The 25,202-nt window shown below is 70.3% G+C and carries 20 protein-coding genes; 3 read left to right on the forward strand and 17 right to left on the reverse strand.

The genetic code is table 11. The features are described from left to right. Positions 1–37 precede the first annotated feature (37 nt). The 3 genes from ACI1MP_RS15555 to ACI1MP_RS15565 all read left to right on the forward strand — a co-directional run bounded on the left by ACI1MP_RS15555 (position 38) and on the right by ACI1MP_RS15565 (position 3,234). On the forward strand, positions 38–1,015 hold the full coding sequence (locus ACI1MP_RS15555; protein ID WP_363472865.1) for an ABC transporter permease: 978 nt from the start codon (positions 38–40) through the stop codon (positions 1,013–1,015). A gap of 64 nt (positions 1,016–1,079) precedes the next feature. Further along, positions 1,080–2,153 (forward strand): ABC transporter ATP-binding protein, encoded by a 1,074-nt coding sequence (locus tag ACI1MP_RS15560; RefSeq protein ID WP_380335080.1) that lies wholly within the window; start codon positions 1,080–1,082, stop codon positions 2,151–2,153. A 10-nt stretch (positions 2,154–2,163) separates the two neighbouring features. Continuing rightward, positions 2,164–3,234 (forward strand): ABC transporter ATP-binding protein, encoded by a 1,071-nt coding sequence (locus ACI1MP_RS15565; protein WP_380335077.1) that lies wholly within the window; start codon positions 2,164–2,166, stop codon positions 3,232–3,234. A gap of 59 nt (positions 3,235–3,293) precedes the next feature. Here the strand turns inward: ACI1MP_RS15565 and ACI1MP_RS15570 are convergent, their stop codons facing one another. The 17 genes from ACI1MP_RS15570 to ACI1MP_RS15650 all read right to left on the reverse strand — a co-directional run bounded on the left by ACI1MP_RS15570 (position 3,294) and on the right by ACI1MP_RS15650 (position 25,151). Next, positions 3,294–4,376 (reverse strand): ABC transporter ATP-binding protein, encoded by a 1,083-nt coding sequence (locus ACI1MP_RS15570; RefSeq protein ID WP_380335074.1) that lies wholly within the window; start codon positions 4,374–4,376, stop codon positions 3,294–3,296. Further along, positions 4,366–5,418, reverse strand: a complete 1,053-nt coding sequence (locus tag ACI1MP_RS15575; RefSeq protein ID WP_043915889.1) for an ABC transporter ATP-binding protein — start codon at positions 5,416–5,418, stop codon at positions 4,366–4,368. Before ACI1MP_RS15575 ends, ACI1MP_RS15570 begins: the two co-directional genes overlap by 11 nt. Positions 5,419–5,435: 17 nt before the next feature. Beyond that, entirely contained in the window at positions 5,436–6,449 is a 1,014-nt protein-coding gene (locus tag ACI1MP_RS15580; protein WP_380335069.1) for an ABC transporter permease, read from the reverse strand. Further along, a complete protein-coding gene (locus ACI1MP_RS15585; RefSeq protein ID WP_043915888.1) occupies positions 6,442–7,368 on the reverse strand; it encodes an ABC transporter permease in 927 nt (308 codons plus the stop codon). Before ACI1MP_RS15585 ends, ACI1MP_RS15580 begins: the two co-directional genes overlap by 8 nt. A gap of 79 nt (positions 7,369–7,447) precedes the next feature. Next, a complete protein-coding gene (locus ACI1MP_RS15590) occupies positions 7,448–9,070 on the reverse strand; it encodes an ABC transporter substrate-binding protein (protein ID WP_380335064.1) in 1,623 nt (540 codons plus the stop codon). Between the two features lie 199 nt (positions 9,071–9,269). After that, positions 9,270–10,280, reverse strand: a complete 1,011-nt coding sequence (locus tag ACI1MP_RS15595) for an ABC transporter ATP-binding protein (protein WP_100588855.1) — start codon at positions 10,278–10,280, stop codon at positions 9,270–9,272. Continuing rightward, a complete protein-coding gene (locus ACI1MP_RS15600; RefSeq protein WP_404868861.1) occupies positions 10,273–11,325 on the reverse strand; it encodes an ABC transporter ATP-binding protein in 1,053 nt (350 codons plus the stop codon). The genes ACI1MP_RS15595 and ACI1MP_RS15600 overlap by 8 nt, the downstream gene beginning before the upstream one ends. 17 nt (positions 11,326–11,342) lie before the next feature. Further along, positions 11,343–12,266, reverse strand: coding sequence for an ABC transporter permease (locus ACI1MP_RS15605; protein WP_100588854.1), 924 nt, complete (start codon positions 12,264–12,266; stop codon positions 11,343–11,345). Then, the gene (locus ACI1MP_RS15610; protein WP_100588853.1) at positions 12,259–13,185 is read right to left on the reverse strand and encodes an ABC transporter permease; all 927 of its coding nucleotides are present in this window, start codon (positions 13,183–13,185) and stop codon (positions 12,259–12,261) included. Before ACI1MP_RS15610 ends, ACI1MP_RS15605 begins: the two co-directional genes overlap by 8 nt. A gap of 139 nt (positions 13,186–13,324) precedes the next feature. Further along, complete coding sequence (locus ACI1MP_RS15615; RefSeq protein ID WP_404868862.1) at positions 13,325–14,953, reverse strand: ABC transporter substrate-binding protein; 1,629 nt, start codon at positions 14,951–14,953, stop codon at positions 13,325–13,327. A 346-nt stretch (positions 14,954–15,299) separates the two neighbouring features. Further along, positions 15,300–17,204 (reverse strand): translational GTPase TypA, encoded by a 1,905-nt coding sequence (gene typA, locus ACI1MP_RS15620; protein WP_043915881.1) that lies wholly within the window; start codon positions 17,202–17,204, stop codon positions 15,300–15,302. A 201-nt stretch (positions 17,205–17,405) separates the two neighbouring features. After that, positions 17,406–19,946: a SpoIIE family protein phosphatase gene (locus ACI1MP_RS15625; RefSeq protein WP_380335052.1), complete on the reverse strand. Its 2,541-nt coding sequence runs from the start codon at positions 19,944–19,946 to the stop codon at positions 17,406–17,408. A gap of 75 nt (positions 19,947–20,021) precedes the next feature. Beyond that, the gene (locus tag ACI1MP_RS15630; RefSeq protein WP_404868863.1) at positions 20,022–22,823 is read right to left on the reverse strand and encodes a SpoIIE family protein phosphatase; all 2,802 of its coding nucleotides are present in this window, start codon (positions 22,821–22,823) and stop codon (positions 20,022–20,024) included. A 206-nt stretch (positions 22,824–23,029) separates the two neighbouring features. Beyond that, a complete protein-coding gene (locus ACI1MP_RS15635; RefSeq protein ID WP_404868864.1) occupies positions 23,030–23,425 on the reverse strand; it encodes an NUDIX domain-containing protein in 396 nt (131 codons plus the stop codon). A gap of 53 nt (positions 23,426–23,478) precedes the next feature. Next, positions 23,479–23,949, reverse strand: a complete 471-nt coding sequence (locus ACI1MP_RS15640) for a CYTH domain-containing protein (protein WP_232734211.1) — start codon at positions 23,947–23,949, stop codon at positions 23,479–23,481. An 85-nt stretch (positions 23,950–24,034) separates the two neighbouring features. Then, positions 24,035–24,262, reverse strand: coding sequence for an SPOR domain-containing protein (locus ACI1MP_RS15645; protein WP_404868865.1), 228 nt, complete (start codon positions 24,260–24,262; stop codon positions 24,035–24,037). Positions 24,263–24,344: 82 nt separating this feature from the next. After that, the gene (locus ACI1MP_RS15650; RefSeq protein ID WP_404868866.1) at positions 24,345–25,151 is read right to left on the reverse strand and encodes a methyltransferase domain-containing protein; all 807 of its coding nucleotides are present in this window, start codon (positions 25,149–25,151) and stop codon (positions 24,345–24,347) included. Between the last annotated feature and the right edge of the window lie 51 nt (positions 25,152–25,202).

Here is a 25,202-nt window from a genome sequence, read left to right on the forward strand (position 1 = left end):
CTGCCGGTGCCCCTCCCCGATCAGGAGAGCCCGTCCGATGCTCCGATTCCTCGTCCGCCGATCACTCGGCGCTCTCGTCATTCTGGTGATCGTCTCGATGATCACCTATGCGCTGTTCTTCGCGATCCCGGCGGACCCGGCGCGGCTCTACTGCGGCAAGATCTGCACGCCCGAGAACCTCGCCTTGATCAAGCACGACATGGGCTTCGACAAGTCGCTGCCGGTCCAGTACTGGAACTGGCTGAGCTCCATCTTCACTGGCAACACCTACAACGGGGTGGACTGTTCGGCCCCCTGCTTCGGCTACTCCTTCGCCAAGAAGGAACTGGTCGGCGGCATCCTGGCCGACCGCTTCCCGACCACCCTGTCGCTGACCGTCGGCTCCGCCGTGATCTTCCTGATCTTCGGTATCGGCACCGGCATGCTGGCCGCCCACAAGCAGGGCAAGGCGCTCGACAAGATCGCCAGCTCCGCCTCGCTGGTCGTCTCCTCGATGCAGATCTACGTGGCCGGTCCGCTCGCCCTGGTCGCCCTGGTCTACAGCACCGACCTGCTGTCCCAGCCCACCTACGTGCCGTTCACCCAGGACCCGGTCGGCTGGTTCACCGGCCTGCTGGTCCCGTGGATCGTCCTGTCGCTGATCTGGACCGCCAACTACACCCGTATGACCCGCTCCTCGATGGTCGAGCAGCTGTCCGAGGACTTCGTGCGGACGGCGCGCGCCAAGGGCATGTCCGGCACCTCGGTCTTCATGCGCTACGCGTGGCGCGGCGCGATGGGCACCATCGTCACCGTCTTCGGCATCGACCTCGGCGTCCTGCTCGGCGGCGCGATCATCACCGAGACCACCTTCAGCCTGCACGGCCTGGGTGAGCTGGCGATCCACTCCTTCAACGACTCCGACCTCTCGCTGCTGGTCGGCGTCACCGTGGTGGCCGCCACGCTGATCGTGTTCTTCAACATCGTCGTCGACGCCGCCTACGCCCTGATCGACCCGCGCATCCGCCTGGCCTGACCGGCCGCACCCCAGGCCGACCCAGCAGTCCCGACCTCACGTACCGCACCGAGGAGCCCAGTCCATGACCACCCAGGCCAAGCCCGAGGAGGCCTCGTCCGCCGGCAGCGGCGGCGACAAGCCGTTCCTCTCAGTCCGCGACCTCTCGGTCCGCTTCAGCACCGAGGACGGCGTGGTCCGGGCCGTGGACAACCTCTCCTTCGACGTGTCCCCGGGCAGCACGCTCGGCATCGTCGGTGAGTCCGGTTCCGGCAAGTCGGTGACCAACCTGGCCGTCCTGGGCCTGCACAACCCGGACCGGACCGAGATCACCGGCTCGATCAAGCTGGACGGGCAGGAGCTGGTCGGCGCGTCCAACCGCGAGCTGGAGAAGCTCCGCGGCAAGACCATGTCGATGATCTTCCAGGACCCGCTGACCGCGCTGTCGCCGTACCACACCATCGGCAAGCAGATCGGCGAGACCTTCCGGAAGCACACCGGCGCCTCCAAGAAGGAGTCCCGGGACCGGGCCATCGAGATGCTGACCCGGGTCGGCATCCCGCAGCCCACCACCCGGGTCGACGACTACCCGCACCAGTTCTCCGGCGGTATGCGCCAGCGCGCCATGATCGCCATGTCGCTGGTCTGCGACCCCAAGCTGGTGATCGCCGACGAGCCGACCACCGCGCTGGACGTCACCGTCCAGGCCCAGATCCTCGACCTGCTGAAGGACCTCCAGCAGGAGATGGGCACCGCGATCATCCTGATCACCCACGACCTGGGCGTGGTGGCGCGCACCGCGCAGAACATCATGGTGATGTACGCGGGCCGGGCCGTGGAGCGCGGCACCGTCCGCGAGGTGCTGAAGGCCCCTCAGCACCCGTACACCTGGGGCCTGCTGTCCTCGATGCCGAGCCTGACCGGCGACGTGAACGTGCCGCTGCGGCCGGTCCGCGGCACCCCGCCGAGCCTGATCAACCTGCCGACCGGCTGCCCGTTCAACCCGCGCTGCGACTTCACCGAGCAGGTGATCGGCGGCGGTTGCACCTCGGAGCGCCCGCCGCTCGCCCCGGCCACCGGGCCCGCCGCCGCCTGCCACCTGAGCGCGGCGCAGCGGCAGGACATCTTCATCGACCAGATCAAGCCGCGGCTCGGCTGAGAGGGACATCATGAGCAACGAACTGACCCTCCAGAAGCCGTCCGGGGCCGCTGCCGGCTCCGGTGACCCGCTGCTGTCGATCACGGGCGTGGAGAAGCACTTCCCGGTGATGGACGGCTTCCTGTTCAAGCGCCAGGTCGGCGCGGTCCACGCGGTGGACGGCGTGGACCTGGAGGTCTTCGGCAGCGAGTCGGTCGGCCTGGTCGGCGAGTCCGGCTGCGGCAAGTCGACCCTCGGCCGGCTGGTGACCCGCCTGCTGGAGCCGACCGGCGGCCAGATCCGCTACAACGGCCAGGACATCACGCACGCCTCCCGCAAGGAGCTGGCGCCGATCCGGTCCGAGATCCAGATGATCTTCCAGGACCCGTACTCCTCGCTGAACCCGCGGCACACCGTCGGCTCGATCATCGGCGCGCCGATGGAGATCAACGGGATCAACCCGAAGGGCGGCGTCCAGCGCCGGGTGCAGGAGCTGCTGGAGACCGTCGGTCTCAACCCGGAGCACTACAACCGCTTCCCGCACGAGTTCTCCGGCGGCCAGCGCCAGCGCATCGGCGTGGCCCGCGCGCTCTCGCTGAACCCGAAGCTGATCGTCGCGGACGAGCCGGTCTCCGCGCTGGACGTCTCCATCCAGGCGCAGGTGGTCAACCTGCTCCAGGAGCTGCAGCGCGAGCTGGGCATCGCCTTCCTGTTCATCGCCCACGACCTGTCGGTGGTGCGCCACTTCTCGCAGCGTGTCGCGGTGATGTACCTCGGCAAGATCGTCGAGATCGCCGACCGCAAGTCGCTGTACGAGGCGCCCCGCCACCCGTACACCCACGCGCTGCTGTCCGCCGTGCCGGAGGCCGACCCGGACGACAACCGCGAGCGGATCCGGCTGAACGGTGACGTCCCGTCGCCGCTCAACCCGCCGTCGGGCTGCCGCTTCCGCACCCGGTGCTGGAAGGCGCAGGAGAAGTGCTCGGTGGAGGAGCCGCCGCTGGTCCAGCTGTCCGGCAACGTCGCCGGCCACCTGACCGCGTGCCACTTCCCGGAGGAGGGCTCGACCGCGGCCGTTCCCGAGCCGCGCGCCGAGGTCTGATCCCCCGTCACGCCCGAAGAGGGCCCCCACCGCTCGGTGGGGGCCCTCTTCGCGTCCGGTCAGACGTTCTCGCGTTCGCCCGCGAAGTGGCAGGCCGAGTCGTGCCGGGCCCGGCCCTCCAGCCACTCCCGGACCGTCAGCGCCGGATCCTCCCGCTCGCACTTCTCCTGCGCCTTCCAGCAGCGGGTGCGGAACCGGCACCCGGACGGCGGGTTCGCCGGGGACGGCACGTCGCCGGTCAGCACGATCCGGTCCCGGGACTCCCGCGCGGTCGGGTCGGGCACCGGCACCGCGGACAGCAGCGCCTGGGTGTACGGGTGGGTGGCGTGGTCGTAGATCTCCAGGTCGGTGCCGATCTCGACCATCCGGCCCAGGTACATCACGCCGACCCGGTCGGAGATGTGCCGGACGATCGACAGGTCGTGCGCGATGAACATGTACGACAGGTTGAACTCGCCCTGGAGGCTCTCCAACAGGTTGATCACCTGCGCCTGCACGGACACGTCCAACGCGGAGACCGGCTCGTCGCAGATGATGATCTCGGGCTTGAGCGCCAGCCCGCGCGCGATGCCGATCCGCTGGCGCTGGCCGCCGGAGAACTGGTGCGGGTACCGGTTGATGTACTCCGGGTTGAGGCCCACCACGTCCAGCAGGTCCTGAACGGCCTTGCGGCGGTCGCCCTTCGGCGCCACCTCCGGGTGGATCTCGAACGGCTCCCCGATGATGTCGCCGACCGTCATCCGCGGGTTCAACGAGGTGTACGGGTCCTGGAACACCATCTGGATGTTGCGCCGAACGGCCTTGAGCCCGGCGCCCGACAGGCGCGAGATCTCCTCGCCCTTGTACTTCACCGACCCGGTCGTCGCCGGCTCCAGGTTCATCAGCACCTTGGCCAGCGTCGACTTGCCGCAGCCGGACTCGCCGACGATGCCGAGCGTCTCCCCCTGCATCAGGTCGAAGGACACCCCGTCGACGGCCTTGACCGCGCCGATCTGCTTCTTGAACAGGATGCCCTTGGTCAGCGGGAAGTGTTTGCGCAGGTCGCGCACCTCCAGGATGGGCTCGCCGCGCTGCACCTCCTGCGCGAACGCGGCCTCCTCGGGCGTGGTCGCTCCGAGCGGCGTGGCGCCGTTAACCGTCATGGAGGGTCTCCTTCCAGAAGAAGCACGCACTGCCCCGGCCGGCCAGCGGCGTCCCGTCGTCCTCGGTCACCTCCGCCAACGGCGGCACCTTCTGCCGGCAGATCTCCTGCGCCCGCGGACAGCGCGGGTTGAACGCGCAGCCGGCCGGGATCCGCAGCAGGTTGGGCGGCAGGCCCTTGATCGCGTAGAGTTCCTGGCCCTTCTGGTCGAGGCGCGGGATGGAGTCCAGCAGCCCGCGGGTGTAGGGGTGGGCGGGTCGCGCGTAGAGCTCGTGCACGGGGGCGGTCTCGACGATCCGGCCGGCGTACATGACGGCGATCTTGTCGGCAACGTCCGCGACCACGCCGAGGTCGTGGGTGATCAGGATCAGACCCATGTGGTACTCGGCCTGGAGCTCGGCGAGCAGGTCCATCACCTGCGCCTGGACGGTGACGTCCAGCGCCGTGGTCGGCTCGTCCGCGATGATCAGGTCCGGCTCCAGGGCCAGCGCCATCGCGATCATGATGCGCTGGCGCATGCCGCCGGAGAACTGGTGCGGGTAGTCCCCCACCCGTTCCTTGGCGGCGGGGATGCGCACCCGTTCCATCAGTTCGACGGCCTTGGCCTTGGCGTCCTTGCGGTTGCTGCCGCGGTGCGCCCGGTACATCTCGCCGAGCTGGAAGCCCACCGGCAGGACCGGGTTCAGCGAGGACAGCGCGTCCTGGAAGATCATCGCGATCTTCTGCCCGCGGATCTTCCGCCGCTCCTCCTTGGACATCTTCAGCATGTCCCGGCCGCGGAACAGCAGCTCCCCCTCGGGAATCGCGGCCGGCGGCATGTCGAGGATGCCCATGACGGCCTGCGCGGTGACGGACTTTCCGGAGCCGGACTCGCCCAGCACCGCGAGCGTCTCGCCCGCGCTGACGCTGTAGTTCACGCCGTTGACGGCCCGGACCACGCCGTCCCTGGTCCGGAACTCCACGTGCAGGTTCCGCACGTCCAGCAGCGGCCCGGTGTACGGCTCCTCGCGGGCCGGTCGGCCCTGGTCGGCGACGGTGCTCATCTGCCTGCTCCCCTCGCTCAGCGCAGCTTCGGATCGAGGGCGTCGCGCACCGCGTCGCCCATCATGATGAAGGCCAGCACGGTGATGGAGAGCGCCGCGGCCGGGAAGAACAGGACGAACGGCGCCTGCCGGATCACCTTCTGCGCGGAGGAGATGTCCACGCCCCAGGAGATGGTCGGGTCCTGCAGGCCGATGCCGAGGAAGCTCAGCGTGGCCTCCGCCGTGATGTAGCCGCCCAGCGCGATGGTGGCGACCACGATCACCGGCGCGATCGCGTTCGGCAGGATGTGCCGGAACATCAGCCGCGAGGTCCCGGCGCCCAGCGCCCGCCCGGCCACCACGTAGTCGGCCTGCTTGACGGTGATCACCGAGCCGCGCATCACGCGGGCCAGCTGGGTCCAGCCGAGGAAGGCCAGCGCGATCACCACGGACCACACGGTGCGGACGGAGAACGCGTTCAGCAGCACCAGGGCGCCCAGCAGCAGCGGGATGCCGAAGAAGATGTCGGTGATCCGGGAGATCACCGCGTCCGACCAGCCGCCGAAGAACCCGGCGGCCATCCCGGCCATCCCGCCCAGCAGGGTCACCGCCAGGGTGACGCAGATGCCGACGGTGATCGAGGCCCGCGCCCCGTAGATCACCCGGGCGTAGATCGACCGGCCCTGCCCGTCGTAGCCGAACCAGGCGCCCCCGAAGAAGTCGGTCCAGTCCGGCCGGCGCAGGTAGTTGTTGATCAGGTCGGAGGCCCGCGGGTCGGTGCTGGTGAACAGCCCCGGGAAGATCGCGATCAGGATCAGCAGCACGATCAGCACCGTCGAGACGAGGAAGATCGGCCGCCGCCGCAGGTCCCGCCAGGCGTCGCCCCACAGGCTGCGCGCCTGCTCCCGTTTGACCGGGTCGGGCTCGATCAGCGTCTCCTGCTCCACCGCCAACCCCTGTTGTCCCACGTAGTCCAGGTGGTCGCTGTCGGTCGGGTTGATGTTCCGCAGCGGATCGTGGTCGTCCGGGATGGGCTCGTTCCGGTCAGGCATAACGGATCCTCGGGTCGAGGACGGCGTACAGCAGATCGACGACCAGGCTGGCGACCAGGTACACGATCACCAGCACGGTGACGATGCCGACCACCGTCGGGCCTTCCTTCTGGTTGATCGCCTTGTAGAGGACGTTGCCGACGCCGGCGATGTTGAAGATGCCCTCGGTGACGATCGCGCCGCCCATCAGCGCGCCCAGGTCGGTGCCCAGGAACGTCACCACCGGGATCAGCGAGTTGCGCAGCAGGTGCCGCCCGACGACGGTCCGCCGCGGCAGGCCCTTGGCCACCGCGGTGCGCATGTAGTCGGCGCGCAGGTTCTCGCCGATCGACGTCCGGGTCAGCCGGGCCACGTACGCCAGCGACAGGGACGCCAGCACCAGGCCGGGCAGGATCAACTGGCTGATGTCCCGGGAGTCCTGGACCGTCGCCGTCACCCAGCCCAGGTTGATCGCGAACACCGTCTGCGCGATGTAGCCGAGCACGAACACCGGGATCGAGATCACGACCAGGGTCACCAGCAGCACCAGGGTGTCCGCGATGCTGCCCCGCTTCAGGCCGGCGATCAGGCCCAGCGGCAGGCCGATCACGATCTCGAAGAAGAACGCCACCAGGGCGAGCCGGATGGTGACCGGGAAGGCGTCCTTCATGATCTCGGAGACCGGACGACCGGTGAAACTGGTGCCGAAGTCCAGGTGGAAGATGTTGTTCATGTAGTGCAGGTACTGCTTCCACAGCGGCTGATCGAGGTAGTACTGGTGCTTCAGGTGTGCCACGGTCGCCGGGTCGGCGGCCTTGTCGCCGAACATCGCGGCGATCGGGTCGCCCGGCAGGCTGTACACCATCAGGAAGATCAGCAGCGTGGCCCCGAAGAACACCGGGATCATCTGGAGCACGCGCCGCAGGACGTAATGGCCCATGGGAGCCCTCCCTCCAAAAAAGGTGACTGACGTGGCCCCGCCCTCCGTGCGGGGAGGGCGGGGCCGGCGTCGAACGGGATCAGCCCTTGACCTCGACCTGGGTCCAGGCCGGATTGCCGAAGGAGTCGAACGTCACGTTCTGCACCTTGGTGGAGTAACCGGAGTTCGTCCGGTAGTACCAGAGCGGGATGGCCGGCATGTCCGTCGCCAGCTGGGCCTCGGCCTGCTGGTAGCCGGTCGCGGTGTCCTGGATCGAGGCGGCCTGGTCGGCCTCGGTGGCGAGCTTGTCGAACTCCGGGCTGGAGTAGCCGGTGTCGTTGGAGGCCGCGCCGGTGCGGTACACGTCCGCCAGGAAGTTCGCGTTCAGCGGGTAGTCCTGCACCCAGCCGGTCCGGAACATGCCGTTGATCTGGTGCCCGGTGATCGCCGCCCGGGCGGTCTTGAAGTCGGTCTTCGGGTCACCGGAGCAGTTCACCCCGGTCGCCTGCCGGATCGAGTTGCAGACCGCGTCCACCCACTCCTTGTGGCCGCCGTCCGCGTTGTAGGTGATCTTCAGCGAGTTCCCGGGAACGCCGCCGCCCTCCTGGATCAACTGCTTGGCCTTGTCCGGGTTGTAGGTGCAGAAGTCCCCGCACGTCCCCGCCTTGTAGCCCTCCACGCCCTCGGCCACCCACGCCGACGCCGACGCCCGCGAGCCCTGCAGCACCGTCTTGGTGATGGTGTTCCGGTCGATCGCCATCGACAGGCCCTGCCGGACCTTGGCCTTGTCCGCCCCCTGCCACTCCGGCTGGTACAGCGTGAAGCCGACGTTCTGGATCGCACCCTGCGGGGCGTCGATCGCCCGGTCGCCCAGGTCGTTCTTGTAGTTCGCCAGCGCCGACGGCGGCACCTGGTCCATCACGTCCAGGTTGTTCGACTGCAGGTCCGCGTAGGCCGCCTCCGAGGTGGTGTACATCTTGAACACCACGCCGCCGTTCTTCGGCTTGTCCACACCCTGGTAGTTGGCGAACGTCTTGGTGACCACCTGCGAGTTGTGGTCCCAACTGACGAACTCGTACGGCCCGTTGCCCACCGGCTTCTGCCCGTAGCCCGCCGGGTCCTTGTAGAACCCCTCCGGCAGCGGCGAGAACGCCACGTACCCCAGCTTGTACGGGAAGTACGAGACCTTGTTGGTCAGCTTGATCGTGAAGTGCGTGTCGTCCTGCACGGTCAGCCCCGACATGGTGTCCGAGGTCGGACTGCCGCTCTGCGGGTGGACGTCCGTGTAGCCCTGGATGTCCCCGAACCACGAACTGTTGATCTGGTTGTTCTTGGTGCTCGCCGCCCAGTTCCAGGCGTCCACGAAACTCTTCGCCGTCACCGGCGTCCCGTCGTGGAACGTCCAGCCCGACTTCATCGTCACGGTGTACGTCTGCGCGTCGCTGGTGTCGATCGTGTCCGCGACCTGCATCCGCAGCTTGCCGTTGGACGGGTCGTAGTCCGCCAGCCCCTTGAACAGGTTCTGCACGATCCGCCCGCCACCCACCTCATTGGCATTGGCCGGCTGCAACGGATTCTGCGGCTCACTGCTCTGGTACGTGAACGTCTTGCTGGCGTCCGACGGACCGCCGCTCGAACTGCTGCCACCACCACAACCCGTGACCATCAGGGCCACAGAGGTCGCACTGACGACAGCCCAGCGCACACGGGTGCCTGCGGGCATGGAGCCTCCTCCTCAAGGGCGTATGACGCATCACACCCCATGAGAAGTGCCGCGTAGCGGCGACGCGACCGAGATGACTCCGGACGGCCCAAGGGCGCGCAACCGGGGAGGGCGGGCGCGAAACGCAGGTGGGCTCGAAACGCAGGCGGGCGCGAAAACAGGGGCGCGTGGTACCCCCACGCGCCCCTGTCGGTGCGCGTTATGCGGCCTGGCGCTCCTCGGCGAAGTGGCACGCCGAGTCGTGCTTGGCCCCGCCCGTGAGCAGCTTCGGGGCGGCGAGCAACGGCGACTCCGTCGCGCAGCGCTCCTCCGCCTTCCAGCAGCGGGTGCGGAAGCGGCAGCCGGACGGCGGGTTCGCCGGGGAGGGGATGTCGCCGGAGAGGATGATCCGCTCGCGGCCCTCGCGGCCGGTCGGGTCGGGCACCGGCACCGCGGACAGCAGCGCCTGGGTGTACGGGTGGGTGGCGTGGTCGTAGATCTCGGTGTCGGTGCCGATCTCGACCATCCGGCCCAGGTACATCACGCCGACCCGGTCGGAGATGTGCCGGACGATCGACAGGTCGTGTGCGATGAACATGTAGGAGAGCTCGAACTCCGTCTGGAGCTGCTCCAGCAGGTTGATCACCTGCGCCTGCACCGAGACGTCCAGCGCCGAGACCGGCTCGTCGCAGATGATCACCTCGGGCTTGAGCGCCAGACCGCGCGCGATGCCGATCCGCTGGCGCTGGCCGCCGGAGAACTGGTGCGGGTACCGGTTGATGTACTCCGGGTTGAGGCCCACCACGTCCAGCAGGTCCTGGACCGCCTTGCGGCGGTCGCCCTTCGGCGCCACCTCGGGGTGGATCTCGAACGGCTCCCCGATGATGTCGCCGACCGTCATCCGCGGGTTCAACGAGGTGTACGGGTCCTGGAACACCATCTGGATGTTGCGCCGAACGGCCTTGAGCGCGGCGCCCGACAGCCGGGAGATGTCCTCGCCCTTGTAGAGGACCTGGCCGGCGGTCGCCCGCTCCAGGTTCATCAGGACCTTGGCCAGGGTGGACTTGCCGCAGCCGGACTCGCCGACGATGCCGAGCGTCTCGCCCTTGTTCAGGGTGAAGGAGACGCCGTCGACGGCCTTGACCGCGCCGACCTGCTTCTTGAAGAGGACGCCCTGGGTGAGCGGGTAGTGCTTGACCAGGTCGCGGACCTCCAGGATGGGCTCAGCCATGGAGGGTCTCCTTCCAGAGGTGGCAGGCGCTCTTGCGGCCGGCGAGCTCGGCCCCGTCCCGGTCGGTGACCTGGTGCAGGGCGGGGATCTCGGTGCGGCACAGGTCGGTGGCGACGTCGCAGCGCGGGTTGAAGGCGCAGCCGGCCGGGACCTTGTAGAGGTTGGGCGGCAGGCCCTTGATCGCGTAGAGCTCCTCGCCCTTCTGGTCCAGTCGCGGGATCGACCGGAGCAGGCCCTTGGTGTAGGGGTGGGCGGGACGGGCGTAGAGCTCGTGCACGGGGGCGGTCTCGACGATCCGGCCGGCGTACATGACAGCGATCTTGTCGGCGACGTCCGCGACCACGCCGAGGTCGTGGGTGATCAGGATCAGACCCATGTGGTACTCGGCCTGGAGCTCCGCCAACAGGTCCATCACCTGCGCCTGGACGGTGACGTCCAGCGCCGTGGTCGGCTCGTCCGCGATGATCAGGTCCGGCTCCAGGGCCAGCGCCATCGCGATCATGATGCGCTGCCGCATGCCGCCGGAGAACTGGTGCGGGTAGTCGTTCACGCGCTGCGCGGCGGCGGGGATGCGGACCCGGTCCATCAGTTCGATGGCCTTGGCCTTGGCCTCCTTGCGGGAGGCGCCCTCGTGCACGCGGAACATCTCGCCGAGCTGGTAGCCGACGGAGAGCACCGGGTTGAGCGAGGACAGCGCGTCCTGGAAGATCATCGCGATCTTGCGGCCGCGGATCTTCCGGCGCTCCTCGTTCGACATCTTGAGCATGTCCCGGCCCCGGAACATGATCTCGCCGGCGGTGACCCGGCCGGGCGGCATGTCGAGGATGCCCATGATGGTCTGGGCCGTGACGGACTTGCCGGAGCCGGACTCGCCGAGGACGGCGAGGGTCTCGCCGGCCGCGACCGAGTAGTTGACGCCGTTGACGGCCTTGGCGACGCCGTCGCGGGTCTTGAACTCGACGTGCAGGTCGCGGACGTCGAGCAGCGGGGTGCCGGGGACCAGGCGGTCCTTCGCGGCGGTGGTCTTCTCGGGTGCGGTGGTCATGGTGCGGGCCGCCTCTCTCAGCGCAGCTTGGGGTCGAGGGCGTCGCGCACCGCATCGCCGAGCATGATGAACGCCAGCACGGTGACGCTGAGCATGCCGGCGGGGAAGAACAGCGCGAACGGCGCGGTACGGAGGACCTTCTGGGCCGAGTTGATGTCGATGCCCCAGGAGATGGTCGGGTCCTGCAGGCCGATGCCGAGGAAGCTCAGCGTGGCCTCGGTGGCGATGTAACCGCCGAGCGCGATGGTGGCGACCACGATCACCGGGGCGATCGCGTTCGGCAGGATGTGCTTGAACATGATCCGGGTGGTGCCGGCGCCGAGCGCCTTGGCCGCCGTCACGTAGTCGGCCTGCTTGACGGTGATCACCGAGCCGCGCATCACGCGGGTCATCTGGGTCCAGCCGAGGGCGACCAGGGCGAAGACCACCGACCAGACGGTGCGGGTGGTGAAGGCGTTCAGCACGACCAGCGCGCCGAGCAGCAGCGGGATGCCGAAGAACATGTCGGTGACCCGGGAGATCACCGCGTCGACCCAGCCGCCGTAGTAGCCGGCGATCATGCCGGCCAGACCGCCGAGGACGGTGACGCCTGCGGTGACGCAGATGCCGACCACCACGGAGGCGCGGGCACCGTAGATCATCCGGGCGTAGATGGACCGGCCCTGCCCGTCGTAGCCGAACCAGTCGGCCTGGAAGAAGTGCAGGTAGTTGGGCTTGCTCAGGTAGTGCAGCCGCAGGTCGCCGGCCCGCGGGTCCACCGAGGTGAACAGGCTGGGGGCGATCGCGAAGGCGATCAGCAGCACGATCAGCGCTGCCGAGATGATGAAGATCGGCCGCTTGCGCAGGTCGTGCCAGGCGTCCGAGCCGAGGCTGCGGGGCTTCTCCGGCTTGGGCTCGGTGGAGCCCGTCGCCGGGGCGGTCTTCTCGATCAGGTCAGGCATACCGGATCCTCGGGTCCAGGACCGCGTAGAGCAGGTCGACGATCAGGCTGGCGGCCAGGTACACCAGCACCAGCACGACGACGAAACCGGAGACGGTCGCGCCCTCGTTGAGGTTGATGGCGTGGTACAGCGCGTTGCCGACGCCCTTGACGTTGAAGATGCCCTCGGTGACGATCGCGCCGCCCATCAGGGCGCCGAGGTCGGTGCCCAGGAAGGTCACCACCGGGATCATCGAGTTGCGCAGCAGGTGGGTGCCGATGACCTTGCGCCGGGGCAGGCCCTTGGCGATCGCGGTGCGCATGTAGTCCGACTTGACGTTCTCCGCGATGGAGGTGCGGGTCAGTCGGGCGACGTACGCGAGGGACAGCGAGCCGAGCACGATGGCGGGCAGCATCAGCTGGCCGAGGTTCATCGAGTCCTGAACGGTCGGGGTGATCCACTTGAGCTGGATCGCGAAGACGTTCTGGAAGATGAAGCCGAGCACCGGGACCGGGATCGAGATCAGCAGCAGGGTCAGCACCAGGGTGACCTTGTCGAACGCCTTGCCGCGGCGCAGGCCGGCCAGCAGGCCGATGCCGACGCCGACCACCAGCTCGAAGACGAAGGCCAGCAGCGCCAGTCGAACGGTGACCGGCAGGGCCTCGCCGATGACGTCGATGACCTTGCGGCCGGCCAGGGTCTCACCGAAGTTTCCCCTGAACAGGTCGCCCATGTAGTTGAGGTACTGCTGCCCGATCGAGACGTCGAGTCCCATCCGGTGCTTGAACGCGGCCAGCTGCGCGGGGTCGGCGGCCTTGTCTCCCCACATTGCCGCCGCCGGGTCACCGGGCAGCATGCGGGTCATGAAGAAAATGATCGTGACCGTGCCCAGGAACACCGGGATCATCTGGAGCAGTCGCCTCGCGACAAAGCGCCCCATCGTGCCTCCAATTTGCTGCTCTGACGGGCCGTCGTCCCGATCAGAGTTCTTGGCGTGACAACGGCCGGTGCCGGTCCGCCCGGTGGGGCGGGGTACGGGCACCGGCCGTGTCGGTTCGAGCCGTGCGGTGCCGGCTCGGTTACTTCTGCTTGACCTCGACCTGGGTGAAGACCGGGTCGCCGAACGAGTCGTACTTCACGTTCTGCACGTTCTTCGAGTAACCGGCGGTGGTCTTGTAGTACCAGAGCGGGATGGACGGCATGTCCTTGGCCAGCTGCGCCTCGGCCTGCTGGTACAGCTCGGCGGTCTTCTCCACCGTGGTGGCCTTGTCCGCCTCGGCCGCCAGCTTGTCGAACTCCGGGCTGGAGTAGCCGGCGTCGTTGGCCGCGGCACCGGTGCCGTACACGTCGCGCAGGAAGTTGGCGTTCAGCGGGTAGTCCTGCACCCAGCCGGTCCGCATCAGGCCGTCGACCTTCTTGTTCTTGACCAGGTCGCGGGCCGACTTGAAGTCCGGCTTCGGGTCGCCGACGCACTCCACGCCGGTGGCCTGACGGATGGAGTTGCAGACCGCGTCCACCCACTCCTTGTGGCCGCCGTCCGCGTTGTACAGGACGGTGATCTTGTTGCCGGGGACGCCGCCGCCCTCGGTGACCAGCTGCTTGGCCTTCGCCGGGTCGTAGGTGCAGGCCTCGCCGCAGGTGTTGTCCTTGTAGCCCATGGCGCCCGGGGCGACCCAGGTGTTGGCGGGCTGGCGGGAACCGTTGAGCACCGTCTTGGTGATGGTGTCGCGGTCGATCGCCATCGACAGGCCCTGGCGGACCTTGGCCTTGTCCTGGCCCTTCCAGGAGTCCTGGTAGAGCGAGAACGAGATGTTCTGGATCGCGCCCTGGGGCTGGTCGACGGCGCGGTCGCCCAGGTCGTTCTTGTAGGAGGCGAGGTCGCTCGGGTCGACCTGGTCCAGCACGTCCAGGTTGTCGGAGACCAGGTCCTTGTAGGCGGCCTCGGGCTGCGCGTAGTTCTTGAAGACGATGCCGCCGTTCTTCGGCTTGTCGGCGCCCTCGTACTTGTCGTAGGCGGCGAGGGTGATCGCCTTGTTGTGCTCCCACGAGACGAACTTGTAGGGGCCGTTGCCGATCGGCGACTGGCCGTACTTCGCCGGGTCGGTGTAGAAGACCTTCGGCAGCGGCGAGAAGGCGGTGTAGCCGAGCTTGTACTCGAAGTACGACACCGGGCCGGTCAGCGCGATGGTGAAGTGCGTGTCGTCGACGACCTTCAGGCCGGACATGGTCTCGGCGGTCGGGTCGCCCTTGTCCGGGTGGACCGCGTCGTAGCCCTGGATGTCGGAGAACCAGTCGGAGTTGATCTGGTTGTTCTTGGTGTTGGCGGACCAGTTCCAGGCGTCCACGAAGGACTGCGCGGTCACCGGGGTGCCGTCGTGGAAGGTCCAGCCGGACTTCAGGGTGACGGTGTAGTTCTGCGCGTCGGTGGTCTCGATCTTGTCGGCGACCTGGTTGCGCAGCTTGCCGTTGCTGGGGTCGTAGTCCACCAGGCCCTTGAACAGGTTCTTGATGACACGACCGCCGCCGACCTCCATGGCGTTGGCGGGCTGGAGCAGGTTCTGCGGCTCGGAGCTCTGGTAGCTGAACGTGCCCTGGGCGTTGGCCGGTCCGCTGGAAGCGCCGTCCGACGAGCTGCTGCCGCAAGCGGTAGCGGCGAGGGCGACCGCGACGGCTGCGACAACCCACTTGGCCTGGCTGGCACCGCGCATGGGTGTGCCTCCTGAAATCGTGTTGCAGATCGCTCGCGGCCTGGCGCGCACCCCTGCGCAGAAGCCTCGACCCGAGCTCGACTGCACCCACTATCGGTCACTCTTGGATACGGAATTGACCAATACGGATTTCAATTTGGTCACATGAACGCCGCATGAATCTCAAAAATCGGACATTACAGACATAGCCAGACAGGGGCGAAACGGACAGTTGTCACGGATGACGATCGGTGACGTCCGATTAACGAACAGCCCGCCCTCGGCCACTTGTGACGGAGTGTCACCAAAAAGCCGACCGGCCGGCACCCCGAAGGGCACCGGCCGGTCGGCCGAAAACGGGCGGGCGTCAGCTCTTCTTGGCGCGCGACGCGGTGCGACCGCGCTCCTTGGCGTCCAGGACGACCTTGCGGATGCGCACGGTCTCCGGGGTCACCTCGATGCACTCGTCCTCGCGGCAGAACTCCAGCGACTGCTCCAGCGAGAGCTTGCGCGGCGGGACGATCGACTCGGCCACGTCAGCGTTCGAGGAACGCATGTTGGTGAGCTTCTTCTCCTTGGTGATGTTCACGTCCATGTCGTCGGAGCGCGAGTTCTCGCCGACGATCATGCCCTCGTACACCTCGGTGCCGGGGTCGGTGAACAGCACGCCGCGCTCCTGCAGGTTGGTCATCGCGAACGCGGTGACCACGCCGGAGCGGTCGGCGACCAGCGAGCCGTTGTTACGGGTCGTCAGGTTGCCGAACCACGGCTCGTAGCCCTCGTGGATCGAGTGCGCGATGCCGGTGCCGCGGGTGTTGGTGAGGAACTCCGTCCGGAATCCGATCAGGCCGCGGGACGGCACCACGAACTCCATCCGGACCCAGCCCGAACCGTGGTTGGACATGTTGTCCATCCGGCCCTTGCGGATGCCCATCAGCTGGGTGACGGCGCCCATGTGCTCCTCGGGGACGTCCACCGTGAGGCGCTCGACCGGCTCGTGGGTCTTGCCGTTGACCTCGCGGGTGACGACCTGCGGCTTGCCGACGGTCAGCTCGAAGCCCTCCCGGCGCATGGTCTCGATCAGGATGGCCAGCGCCAGCTCACCGCGGCCCTGCACCTCCCAGGCGTCGGGACGCTCGGTCTCCAGCACGCGCAGCGAGACGTTGCCGATCAGCTCGCGGTCCAGGCGGTCCTTGACCTGACGGGCCGTCACCTTGCGGTCGACCTTGCCGGCGGACTTGGCGTCCGCGCCCTTGCCGGAGCCGCCCTTGCCGACCAGCGGCGAGGTGTTGGTGCCGATGGTCATCGAGATCGCCGGCTCGTCGACGGTGATCAGCGGCAGCGCGATCGGGTTCTCGGTGTCGGCGAGGGTCTCGCCGATCATGATGTCGCCGATGCCGGCGACGGCGCAGATGTCACCGGGGCCGGCCACCTCGGCGGGCTTGCGGGTGAGCGCCTCGGTCATCAGCAGCTCGGAGATGCGGACGTTCTGGATCGAGCCGTCGCGCTTGATCCAGGCCACCGTCTGGCCCTTGCGCAGCTCGCCCTGCTCGACGCGGAGCAGCGCGATGCGGCCGAGGAAGTTGTCGGCGTCCAGGTTGGTGACGTGCGCCTGCAGCGGGGCGTCCTCGTCGTAGGTCGGGGCCGGGACGTGCTCCAGGATGGTGGAGAAGAACGGCTCCAGGTTCTCGGAGTCGGCCGGCACGGTGCCGTTCTCCGGCTTAGTCAGCGAGGCGACGCCGTCCCGGGCGCAGGCGTAGACGATCGGGAACTCGATCTGGTCCTCGTCCGCGTCCAGGTCCAGGAACAGGTCGTAGGTCTCGTTGATGACCTCGTCGATCCGGGCGTCCGGACGGTCGGTCTTGTTGATGCACAGGATGACGGGCAGGCGCGCGGAGAGCGCCTTGCGCAGCACGAAGCGGGTCTGCGGCAGCGGGCCCTCGGAGGCGTCGACCAGCAGGACGACCGCGTCCACCATCGACAGACCGCGCTCGACCTCGCCACCGAAGTCGGCGTGGCCCGGGGTGTCGATGATGTTGATGGTGATCGGCGCGCCGCCGTCCTTGGGGTGGTACTTGACCGCCGTGTTCTTCGCGAGAATGGTGATGCCCTTCTCACGCTCCAGGTCGTTCGAGTCCATCATGCGGTCGTCGAGCTGCTGGTGGGCCGCGAAAGCACCGGCCTGCTTGAGCATGGCGTCGACCAGAGTGGTCTTGCCGTGGTCGACGTGGGCGACGATGGCGACGTTGCGGATGTCGTTGCGCGTGGGCATGCGGCGCTGATTCTCCCGGAATCGTGGGTCACGGTGCCCGGCCCGCGTCAGCATTCACCGGTCCACCCACCGGGCACGGCACATGCCTCGGCTTCTCCCCATCGTACGGGGAAGCCCGCAATGGAGCAGAAACGGGCAGCCGGAGGAGGTTTGGATCACAACGGCCCGGCACTCGCTTCCGGTACGAACGGACGGCGGGGGCTAGAGCGCCAGCTCGAACCAGACGATCTTGCCCTTGGGGGTGCGGCGGCTGCCCCAGCGTTCGGCCAGCAGGGAGACGAGCTGCAGGCCGCGGCCGCCCTCGTCGGTCTCCTGGGCGCGGCGCTGGCGCGGTTGGGCGTAGGCGTCGTCCCAGACCTCGCAGACCATGGTCCGGTCGCGCAGCAGTCGCAGCCGGATCTCGCCGCGGCCGTGCCGCAGGGCGTTCGTCACCAGTTCACTGACCAGCAGCTCTGAGGTGTCGACGAGTTCGTCCAGGCCGCGCTCCAGCAGCCAGCCGCAGGCGGCCTCGCGGGCCCGGGCGACCGAGGTCGGCTCGGGCGGCAGCCGCCAGTCGCCGACGGAGCCCGCGGGCAGCGCGTGGACCTTGGCCATCAGCAGGGCGATGTCGTCCTCGCCGTGGTGCGGGTTGAGCTCCTCCAGCACCTGGTCGCAGAGCTCCTCCAGGCGGTCGGAGCCGTTGGTGAGGGCGGTGCGGAAGGCGTTCAGGCCCTCGTCCAACTGGTGCTTGCGGGACTCCACCAGGCCGTCGGTGTACAGGCCGAGGACGGCGCCCTCGGGCAGGTCGACGGTGACCTCCTCGAACGGCTCGCCGCCGACGCCGAGCGGCAGGCCGGGCGGCACGTCGAGCATCCGGGCGCGCTGGCCGGGGACGAGCAGCACCGGCGGGAGGTGGCCGGCGTTGGCGAAGGTGCAGCGCTGCTTGACGGCGTCGTAGACGGCGTACACGCAGGTGGCGAGGTAGACCTCGGCGCCGGAGCGGTCCGGTTCGGCGTCGTCGTTGCCGAGGCCGCGGGCGATCTCGTCGAGGGCGGAGAGCACTTCCTCCGGGTCCAGGTCGAGCATCGCGAGGGTGCGCACGGCGGTGCGCAGCTGGCCCATCGCGACGGCGGCGCGCAGGCCGCGGCCCATCACGTCGCCGATCACCAGGGCGGTGCGGCTGCCGGGCAGCGGGATGACGTCGAACCAGTCGCCGCCGACCTCGGTGTTGTTGTTGCTGGGCAGGTAGCGGCGGGCGATCTCCAGGCCGGAGGCGGCCGGGTTGCCCGGGGGCAGCAGGCTGCGCTGCAGGATCAGCGCGCGCTCGTGCTCGCGGCGGTACAGGCGGGCGTTGTCGACGCAGACCGCGGCGCGGGCGACCAGCTCCTCGGCGATCGCCACCTCGCGGGCGTCGAACGGCTCGCTGCCGATCGCCCGGGACAGCTGCACCAGGCCGAGCACCTGGTCGCGGGCGACCAGCGGCACCACCAGGGTGGAGCGCAGCAGCGGGTCGGGCCCGGGCTGCGGGACGACGCTGCGGCCGGTGCGCAGCGCGCGGGCGTGCGGGGAGCGCGGCGGGTAGCAGAGCGTGCCGCCGGCCTCGGCGACCCGGACGCCGCCGCGCTCGGCGCCGAGCACCGACGGGGCGTTGCCGACCACGCTGGAGACCGCGACCCGGCGCAGTTCGCCGTTCTCCGGGTTGGCGGTGAGCGAGGAGTCGCCGGTGAGCAGCGCGGTGTACAGGTCGACGGTGGCGACGTCGCAGAACTGCGGGACGATCACGTCGAGCAGTTCCTTGGCGGTGGTCTCCAGGTCGAGGGTGGAGCCGATGTGGGTGGAGGCCTCGTTGAGCAGGGCGAGGCTGCGGCGCACTCCGGCGGCCTCGCGTTCGGCGATGCTCCGGCTGGTGACGTCCTGGACCTGCCCGGCGACGCCGATCGGGCGCCCGCCGGCGGCGGTGAGGCGGTACAGCGAGACCGCCCAGGTGCGCTCGTCGTCGCGGCCGGCCGGGCGGCCGGGGCGGGCGGGGGCGGACATCCGCAGGTCGAGGACCGGCTCCTGGCCGGTGAGGACCTTGCGCAGGGCGAGCAGCAGCCGGTCCGCGTCGGAGGGCCGGAACACGTCGCCGGGGGCGAGGCCCTGCAGGGCGCCGGGGCTGCGGCCGAGGCCGGCCGCGAAGGCGCCGTTGACGCGCTGCAGCTTCAGGTCGGTGTCGAACAGGAAGAACCCGGTGGGGGTCTGCCGGATGACGGCCTCGGAGGCCGCCAGGTCGGTCTCGATGGCGCGCAGCCGGCCGAGGTCGACGGCCAGGCAGGTGGCCGAGCCGTCGGCGCTGTCGGGCATCGCGTAGACCTCGGCGAGGCTCTCCGCGCCGGACTGGTCCCGGTAGGGGGCGGTGCCGACCCACTCCTCGCCGGACAGGATGCGCTCCAGCCGGGCCCGGCCGCGCTGCCACAGTTCGCGCGGGACGAACGCGGTGATCGGGTCCGCGCCGACCGCGTCCGCGGCGGGCACGCCGAAGAACTTGGCGGCCCGGTCGCTCCACTGCGCGATCCGGCCGTCGGGGCCGATCGCGAAGGTGGCGACCCGGATGTAGTCGTAGATGGTGCCCGAGGAGCCCTGTTCCCAGCCGTCCGGGAGGGTGGCATGCACCGTCGGGGCACCCGGCTGCTCCGGCAGCGCGGCTCGGCCGCTGCTGCCGTGCGTCGTGTTCCGTGCCGGGAAGCTGTTCAACGGACCGACCCCTCCAACCCGCGCGCCCATCCGGTGTCGAGACGACCGAGTATTTCGATGTCCGAGTATTCATCATTCGGGCGTGGGCGCACACGCCCTTCAACGTCACAACATCGACTCGGGTGGTTGAACGTCCGAGTCTGCCAGCTCGAACCAGACGACCTTGCCCAGCCCCTCCGCCCTGGTTCCCCACCGCAGGGCGAGCCGGCGGACCAGTTCGAGACCGCGCCCGCCCTCGTCGCCGGCGCTCGCGTGCCGCTCCTTGGGCGGATCGGGCAGCGGGTCGGAGATCTCCACCAGCAGCAGGTCGCCGAGCGTCAGGCGGACCCCGATCGGGGCGCTGGCGTACCGGACGGCGTTCGTGACCAGCTCGCTGACCAGCAGCTCCGCGGTGTCGGTGAGGGACTCGACGCCCCAGTCGGCGAGGGTGTGGCGGACCAGCCGGCGGGCCCGGGAGACCGCGGTCGGCTCGGCGGGCAGCGTCCAGCCGGCGGTGGGGGCGTCCTCCCGTTCCCGGCCGAGCCGGGCCAGCAGCAGGGCCACGTCGTCGGGCTCGCGGCCCTGCTCCATGGTGTCGAGGACGGCCTCGCACGCCTGCTGGATCGAGGCGTACGGCTGTTCGAGCACGCTGATCAACCTCCCCAGTCCCACGTCCAGATCCTTGTCCCGGGACTCCACCAGCCCGTCCGTGCACAGGGCGAGCAGGCTGCCGTCCGGGATCTCCATCTCGATGGACTCGAACGGCACCCCGCCGACGCCGAGCGGCGCGCCGGAGGGCAGGTCGAGCACCTGGCCGGCGCCGCCGGGCAGCGGGCCGCCGGAGCGGGCCGGCTCGGCGTCGGCGCCGGGCACCACCAGGACCGGCGGGATGTGACCGGCCTTGGTGACGGTCAGCCTGCGCCGCGCGGGGTCGAACACCGCGTAGACGCAGGTGGCGAGCAGGGCCTCGTCGGGGCCCTGGGCGAGGTCGTCGGCCAGCTCGTGGACGTGCCGCAGGACCACCTCGGGCGCCAGGTCGAGGGCGGCCAGCACCCGCACCGCGGTGCGCAGCCGGCCCATTGTGGCGGCGGCCCGCAGGCCGTGGCCCATCACGTCGCCGACCACCAGCGCGGTGCGGTCGCCGGGCAGCGGGATGACGTCGAACCAGTCGCCGCCGACCTCGGTGCCGCTGGAGCCCGGCACGTACCGGTAGGCCACCTCGACGCCGGCCGGCTGCGGCACCTGCTGGGGCAGCAGGGTGCGCTGCAGGGTGAGCGCGGCCGTCCGCTCGCGGGCGTACAGGCGGGCGTTGTCCAGCGAGCTGCCGGCCCGGTCGGCGAGTTCGACGGTGAAGGCCAGGTCGTCGCGGTCGAAGCCCTCCCGGTAGCCGGCCCGGCTGACCACCAGCAGGCCGATCACGATGCCGCGGGCCCGCAGCGGCACCACCAGCCGGGAGTGGATGCCGAGGTCGCGGGCGGCCTCGACCTTGGGGTCGCCGGGGAAGGACAGCGCGTCCAGCTCGGCGCCGGTGAGCAGTTCGGGGACGCCGCTGCGCAGCACCCGGCCGAACGCCGACTCGTCCTCGAAGGTGATCCGGGCGCCGTGCCGGAGCATGGTCTCCACCGTCGGGCCGTCCTGCACGGAGGCGACGCCCAGCTGCAGCAGCGAGGTGCGCCGGTCGTGGCCGTGCCGGGGCAGGTCGTCACCGTGCGCGACGGCCTGCAGCAGGATCGCCGCGGCGTAGTCGGCCAGCCGCGGGACCACCGCGCCGGCCAGCTCCTGGGCGATCATCGAGGCGTCCAGCAGGTCGCCGACCCGGGAGCCGAACTCGTTGAGCAGCGAGAGCCGGCGCCGGGCGCCCTCCACCTTGGCCACCGCCCGGTAGCGCTCGGTGACGTCCATCGCGGTGCCGGAGATGCCGAGCACCCGGCCGGCCCGGTCGGTCATCCGGCTGAACGAGATCGACCGGAAGCCGGCCCGGCCGCCCGGCGAGGCCAGCGTGACGTCGATGACGGGTTCGCCGGTGGCCAGCACCTGGCGCTGCAGGGCGGTGATCTCGTCGGCGGAGCGCTCCGGCAGCGTCTCGCCGGTGGTGCGGCCGATGTGCGCCTCGGCTGGCAGGCCGTTCATCTCGGCCAGCGTGCGGTTGACGGCGGTGTAGCGCAGTTCGGTGTCCAGCACCGCGATGCCCAGCGGGGACTGCTCGAACAGCGCGTCGCGGACCGCGAGGTCGCGCTCGACGGCGCGCAGCGCGGCGGCCTCGGTGAGCGCGGCCTGCACGTACGGGGCGCCGTCGCCGTCCACCAGCAGCGACAGCCGGACCTCCACCTCGACCGGCACGCCGTACCGGTCGCTGATGCCGGTGAAGCCGTGCCAGGAGCCGCGGCGCAGCGTCTCCTGGAGGGCGGCCCGGGCCCGCTGCTGGTCCTCCGGGGCGGCCAGCAGTTCCTCCAGCGCCCGGCCGACCAGCATCTCGCTGGGCCAGCCGAGCATCTCCTCGGCGGTCGGGCTCCACAGCACCACCCGGCCCGCGGTGTCCAGGATGACGATCGCCACCCGCACCACGTCCAGCAGGCTGCCGCCCTCGGTGCGGCGGCTGGGGTGCAGGGCGGTCGGCGCGGTGTCGGAGCGGGCGGCCGGGTGCAGACCGAGCCCGCCGGGGAACGCCCGGGCGGGGCGGCCGCGGGTGCTCCGGCTGCCCGGGGCCTCCGGGGCACCCCGGGCGGGCGGCTCCGGCCCGGCGGACGGCCCCGCGGTGGGCGGCGTCGGCGGTTCGTGGCCGGGGCGGCGGCGCAGGCGGGCGCGGGCGGCCGCGCTGCCGGACCGGCCGGCGCCTATGGGCAGCGCGGAACCGCTCGACCGCCCCGGCCCGCGCGGAGGCAGGCCGGACGCCTCGCGCTCTCCCCCGCCGTCACCCGGCTTCGCCACCTACGGGGCCTCCGGCCGTCGCTGGAACGCACCGCCGGCGGGCCGTCGGGGGCGCGGGCCGCCGCCACGCCGCGCCGAACCCGGCTACTGATCGTGACGAATGCTGCCGGACACTGCCATACCCCGGGAAACGCCCAGCTATCCCGACATACGGGTCGTCTGTCCGATTGGCGTACAGAACGGGCATTTCCGGGGGCGTTCCGGCCTCAGTGCAGGTGGCCGTCGCGGTGCAGGTCGTCGAAGAGCAGCTGGTCGACCGGCGGGACGCGGTCGCGGTCGGCGTAGCCGAACCACTCCACGTCCTCGATCTCGCTGCTGGCGGCGAGGGTGCCCGTGTAGTCGGCGCGGTAGCAGGCCATCCGGACGGTGGGGCCGGACGGGTGGGCGTCGGCGTGGTAGGTGCCGACGTGGGCGACGGTGTCGGTGCGGATGGCGACGGTGAGCTCCTCGGCGACCTCGCGGGTCAGCGTCTGCAGGTCGGTCTCGTCGCCCTCGCGCTTGCCGCCGGGGATGTAGAACACGTCCTTGCCGCGGGGGCGCGCGCAGAGGATCCGGCCGCCCTCCAGGAGGACCCACGCCACCGTGTCGATCAGCTCTGCCATTGCCGCCCTGCCGCCCTTGCCGCTCGTACCGCCCGTCGGCTCCCGACCCTATGTCAGGGGCGGGGCGGCCCGGCGGCGGTGGCGAGGCGCTGGTTCTTCAGGTCGGGGCGGTCGGTGACCTCCGGCCCGAACCAGGGCGGCGGGGTGAACGCGGCGGCGTCCCGCTCGTCGGCGAACTCGACCTCGACGGTGCGCAGCCCGGCCAGCCGGCCGTGGAAGGTGTCGACCACGGCCTCGTACCGGCCGAGCTCCACCACTCGGCGGGTCTTGGCGACCCGGGCCTGCTCGGTGGCGGGCCACAGCGCCTCGAACTGCTCGGCGGTGAGCGGGGTCTCCCACTCGCCGCGGACCAGGCCGGTGCCGCGCTTGACGGTCAGTGAGCACGCCCCGCCCTGGTCCCGCACCCGGGCCTCGGCCCCGTCCGGGCCGGTCACCAGGTACCCCTGTCGGACGTCGAACTCCCGCCCGTCGGGGACGGTTTCGCCGTCCGGGACCAGGAACTTGCGCTCGATCTCCAGAGCCAACGGATGTCCTCCTCGCTCGGCACGGCCGCCCCGGCCCGCTGCTCCCGCCACGCTACGCGGCCGCGGGCGCCCGGGCCCGGACCGACTACCCGCGGCCCGCCCCGGGCTCCCCGGGCTGCGCGGGCTCCTCGGGCTCCTCGGGCTCCTCGCGTTCGACCCAGTAGAGCTGCTTGTGGCCGCGGGCCACGAACTCGGCGGCCAGGGCCTCGGCGGCGGGGCGGGTGAGGCCGCGGGCCAGCAGGAAGCGGTTGCCGTTGTCGTCCTGGCGCATCACGCGGTGGGCGGTGGGCGTGCGGTCCGGGTGTTCCTCCATGGCGCCACACGGTAGCGGTCCGGCCCGATGGGGGGCGGGCCGGACCCTGCCGTGGCCGACGGGTCGGACCGCAGCGAGCCAACTAGCTTACGCTCAACAGGAGTTCACCGTGCAGGACGGCGAACCAGGCGTCCGGATGCTCGGCCCAGCGGGGCCAGCCGGCGGCGATCCGGGCCAGGTCGGCGGGGGTGGCGAGGCCCTCGGCGAGGGCGGTGGCGGCGGTGTTGGAGTGCACCGTCCGCTCGGCCCAGCTCGCCGACCACCAGGCGCGTTCGGCCTCGGTGGCGTACGTCCAGGTGCTGGAGGACGGCCGGGCGTCGGTCAGGCCGGCGGCGTGCGCCCAGGAGAGCAGGCGGCGGCCGGCGTCGGGCTCGCCGCCGGAGACCCGGGCGGTCGCCCGGTAGAGCGCCGACCACTCGTCGAGTTCCGGCAGTTCGGGGTACCAGGCCATCGCGGCGTAGTCGGCGTCGCGGACCGCGATCACCCCGCCGGGGGCGGTGACCCGGCGCATCTCGCGCAACGCGGCGACCGGGTCGGCGAGGTGCTGGAGCACCTGGTGGGCGTGCACCACGTCGAACGAGGCGTCGGCGTAGGGGAGTCGGTACACGTCGGCGGCCTCGAAGGTCAGCCGCTGCTCCAGGCCGCGTTCGGCGGCGAGCGCGGCGGCCTGGGCGAGCACCTCGGCGGACGGGTCGACGCCGATCACCCGGCCGGTCGGGCCGAGCCGGTCGGCCAGGTCGGCGGTGATCGTGCCGGGCCCGCAGCCGACGTCCAGCAGCCGCTGGCCGGGGCACAGTTCGGGCAGCAGGTAGGCCGCGGAGTTGGCGGCGGTGCGGGTGCGGTGCGAGCGCAGGACGGCGGCGTGGTGCCCGTGGGTGTAGCCGGCCACGGTGGTTCCCCTCTCCCTCGGAGCGACCCGCCCAGCATAGAAAACCGTTCC

The organism is Kitasatospora griseola, from assembly GCF_044999035.1.
GTDB classification, from domain to species: Bacteria; Actinomycetota; Actinomycetes; order Streptomycetales; family Streptomycetaceae; genus Kitasatospora; species Kitasatospora griseola.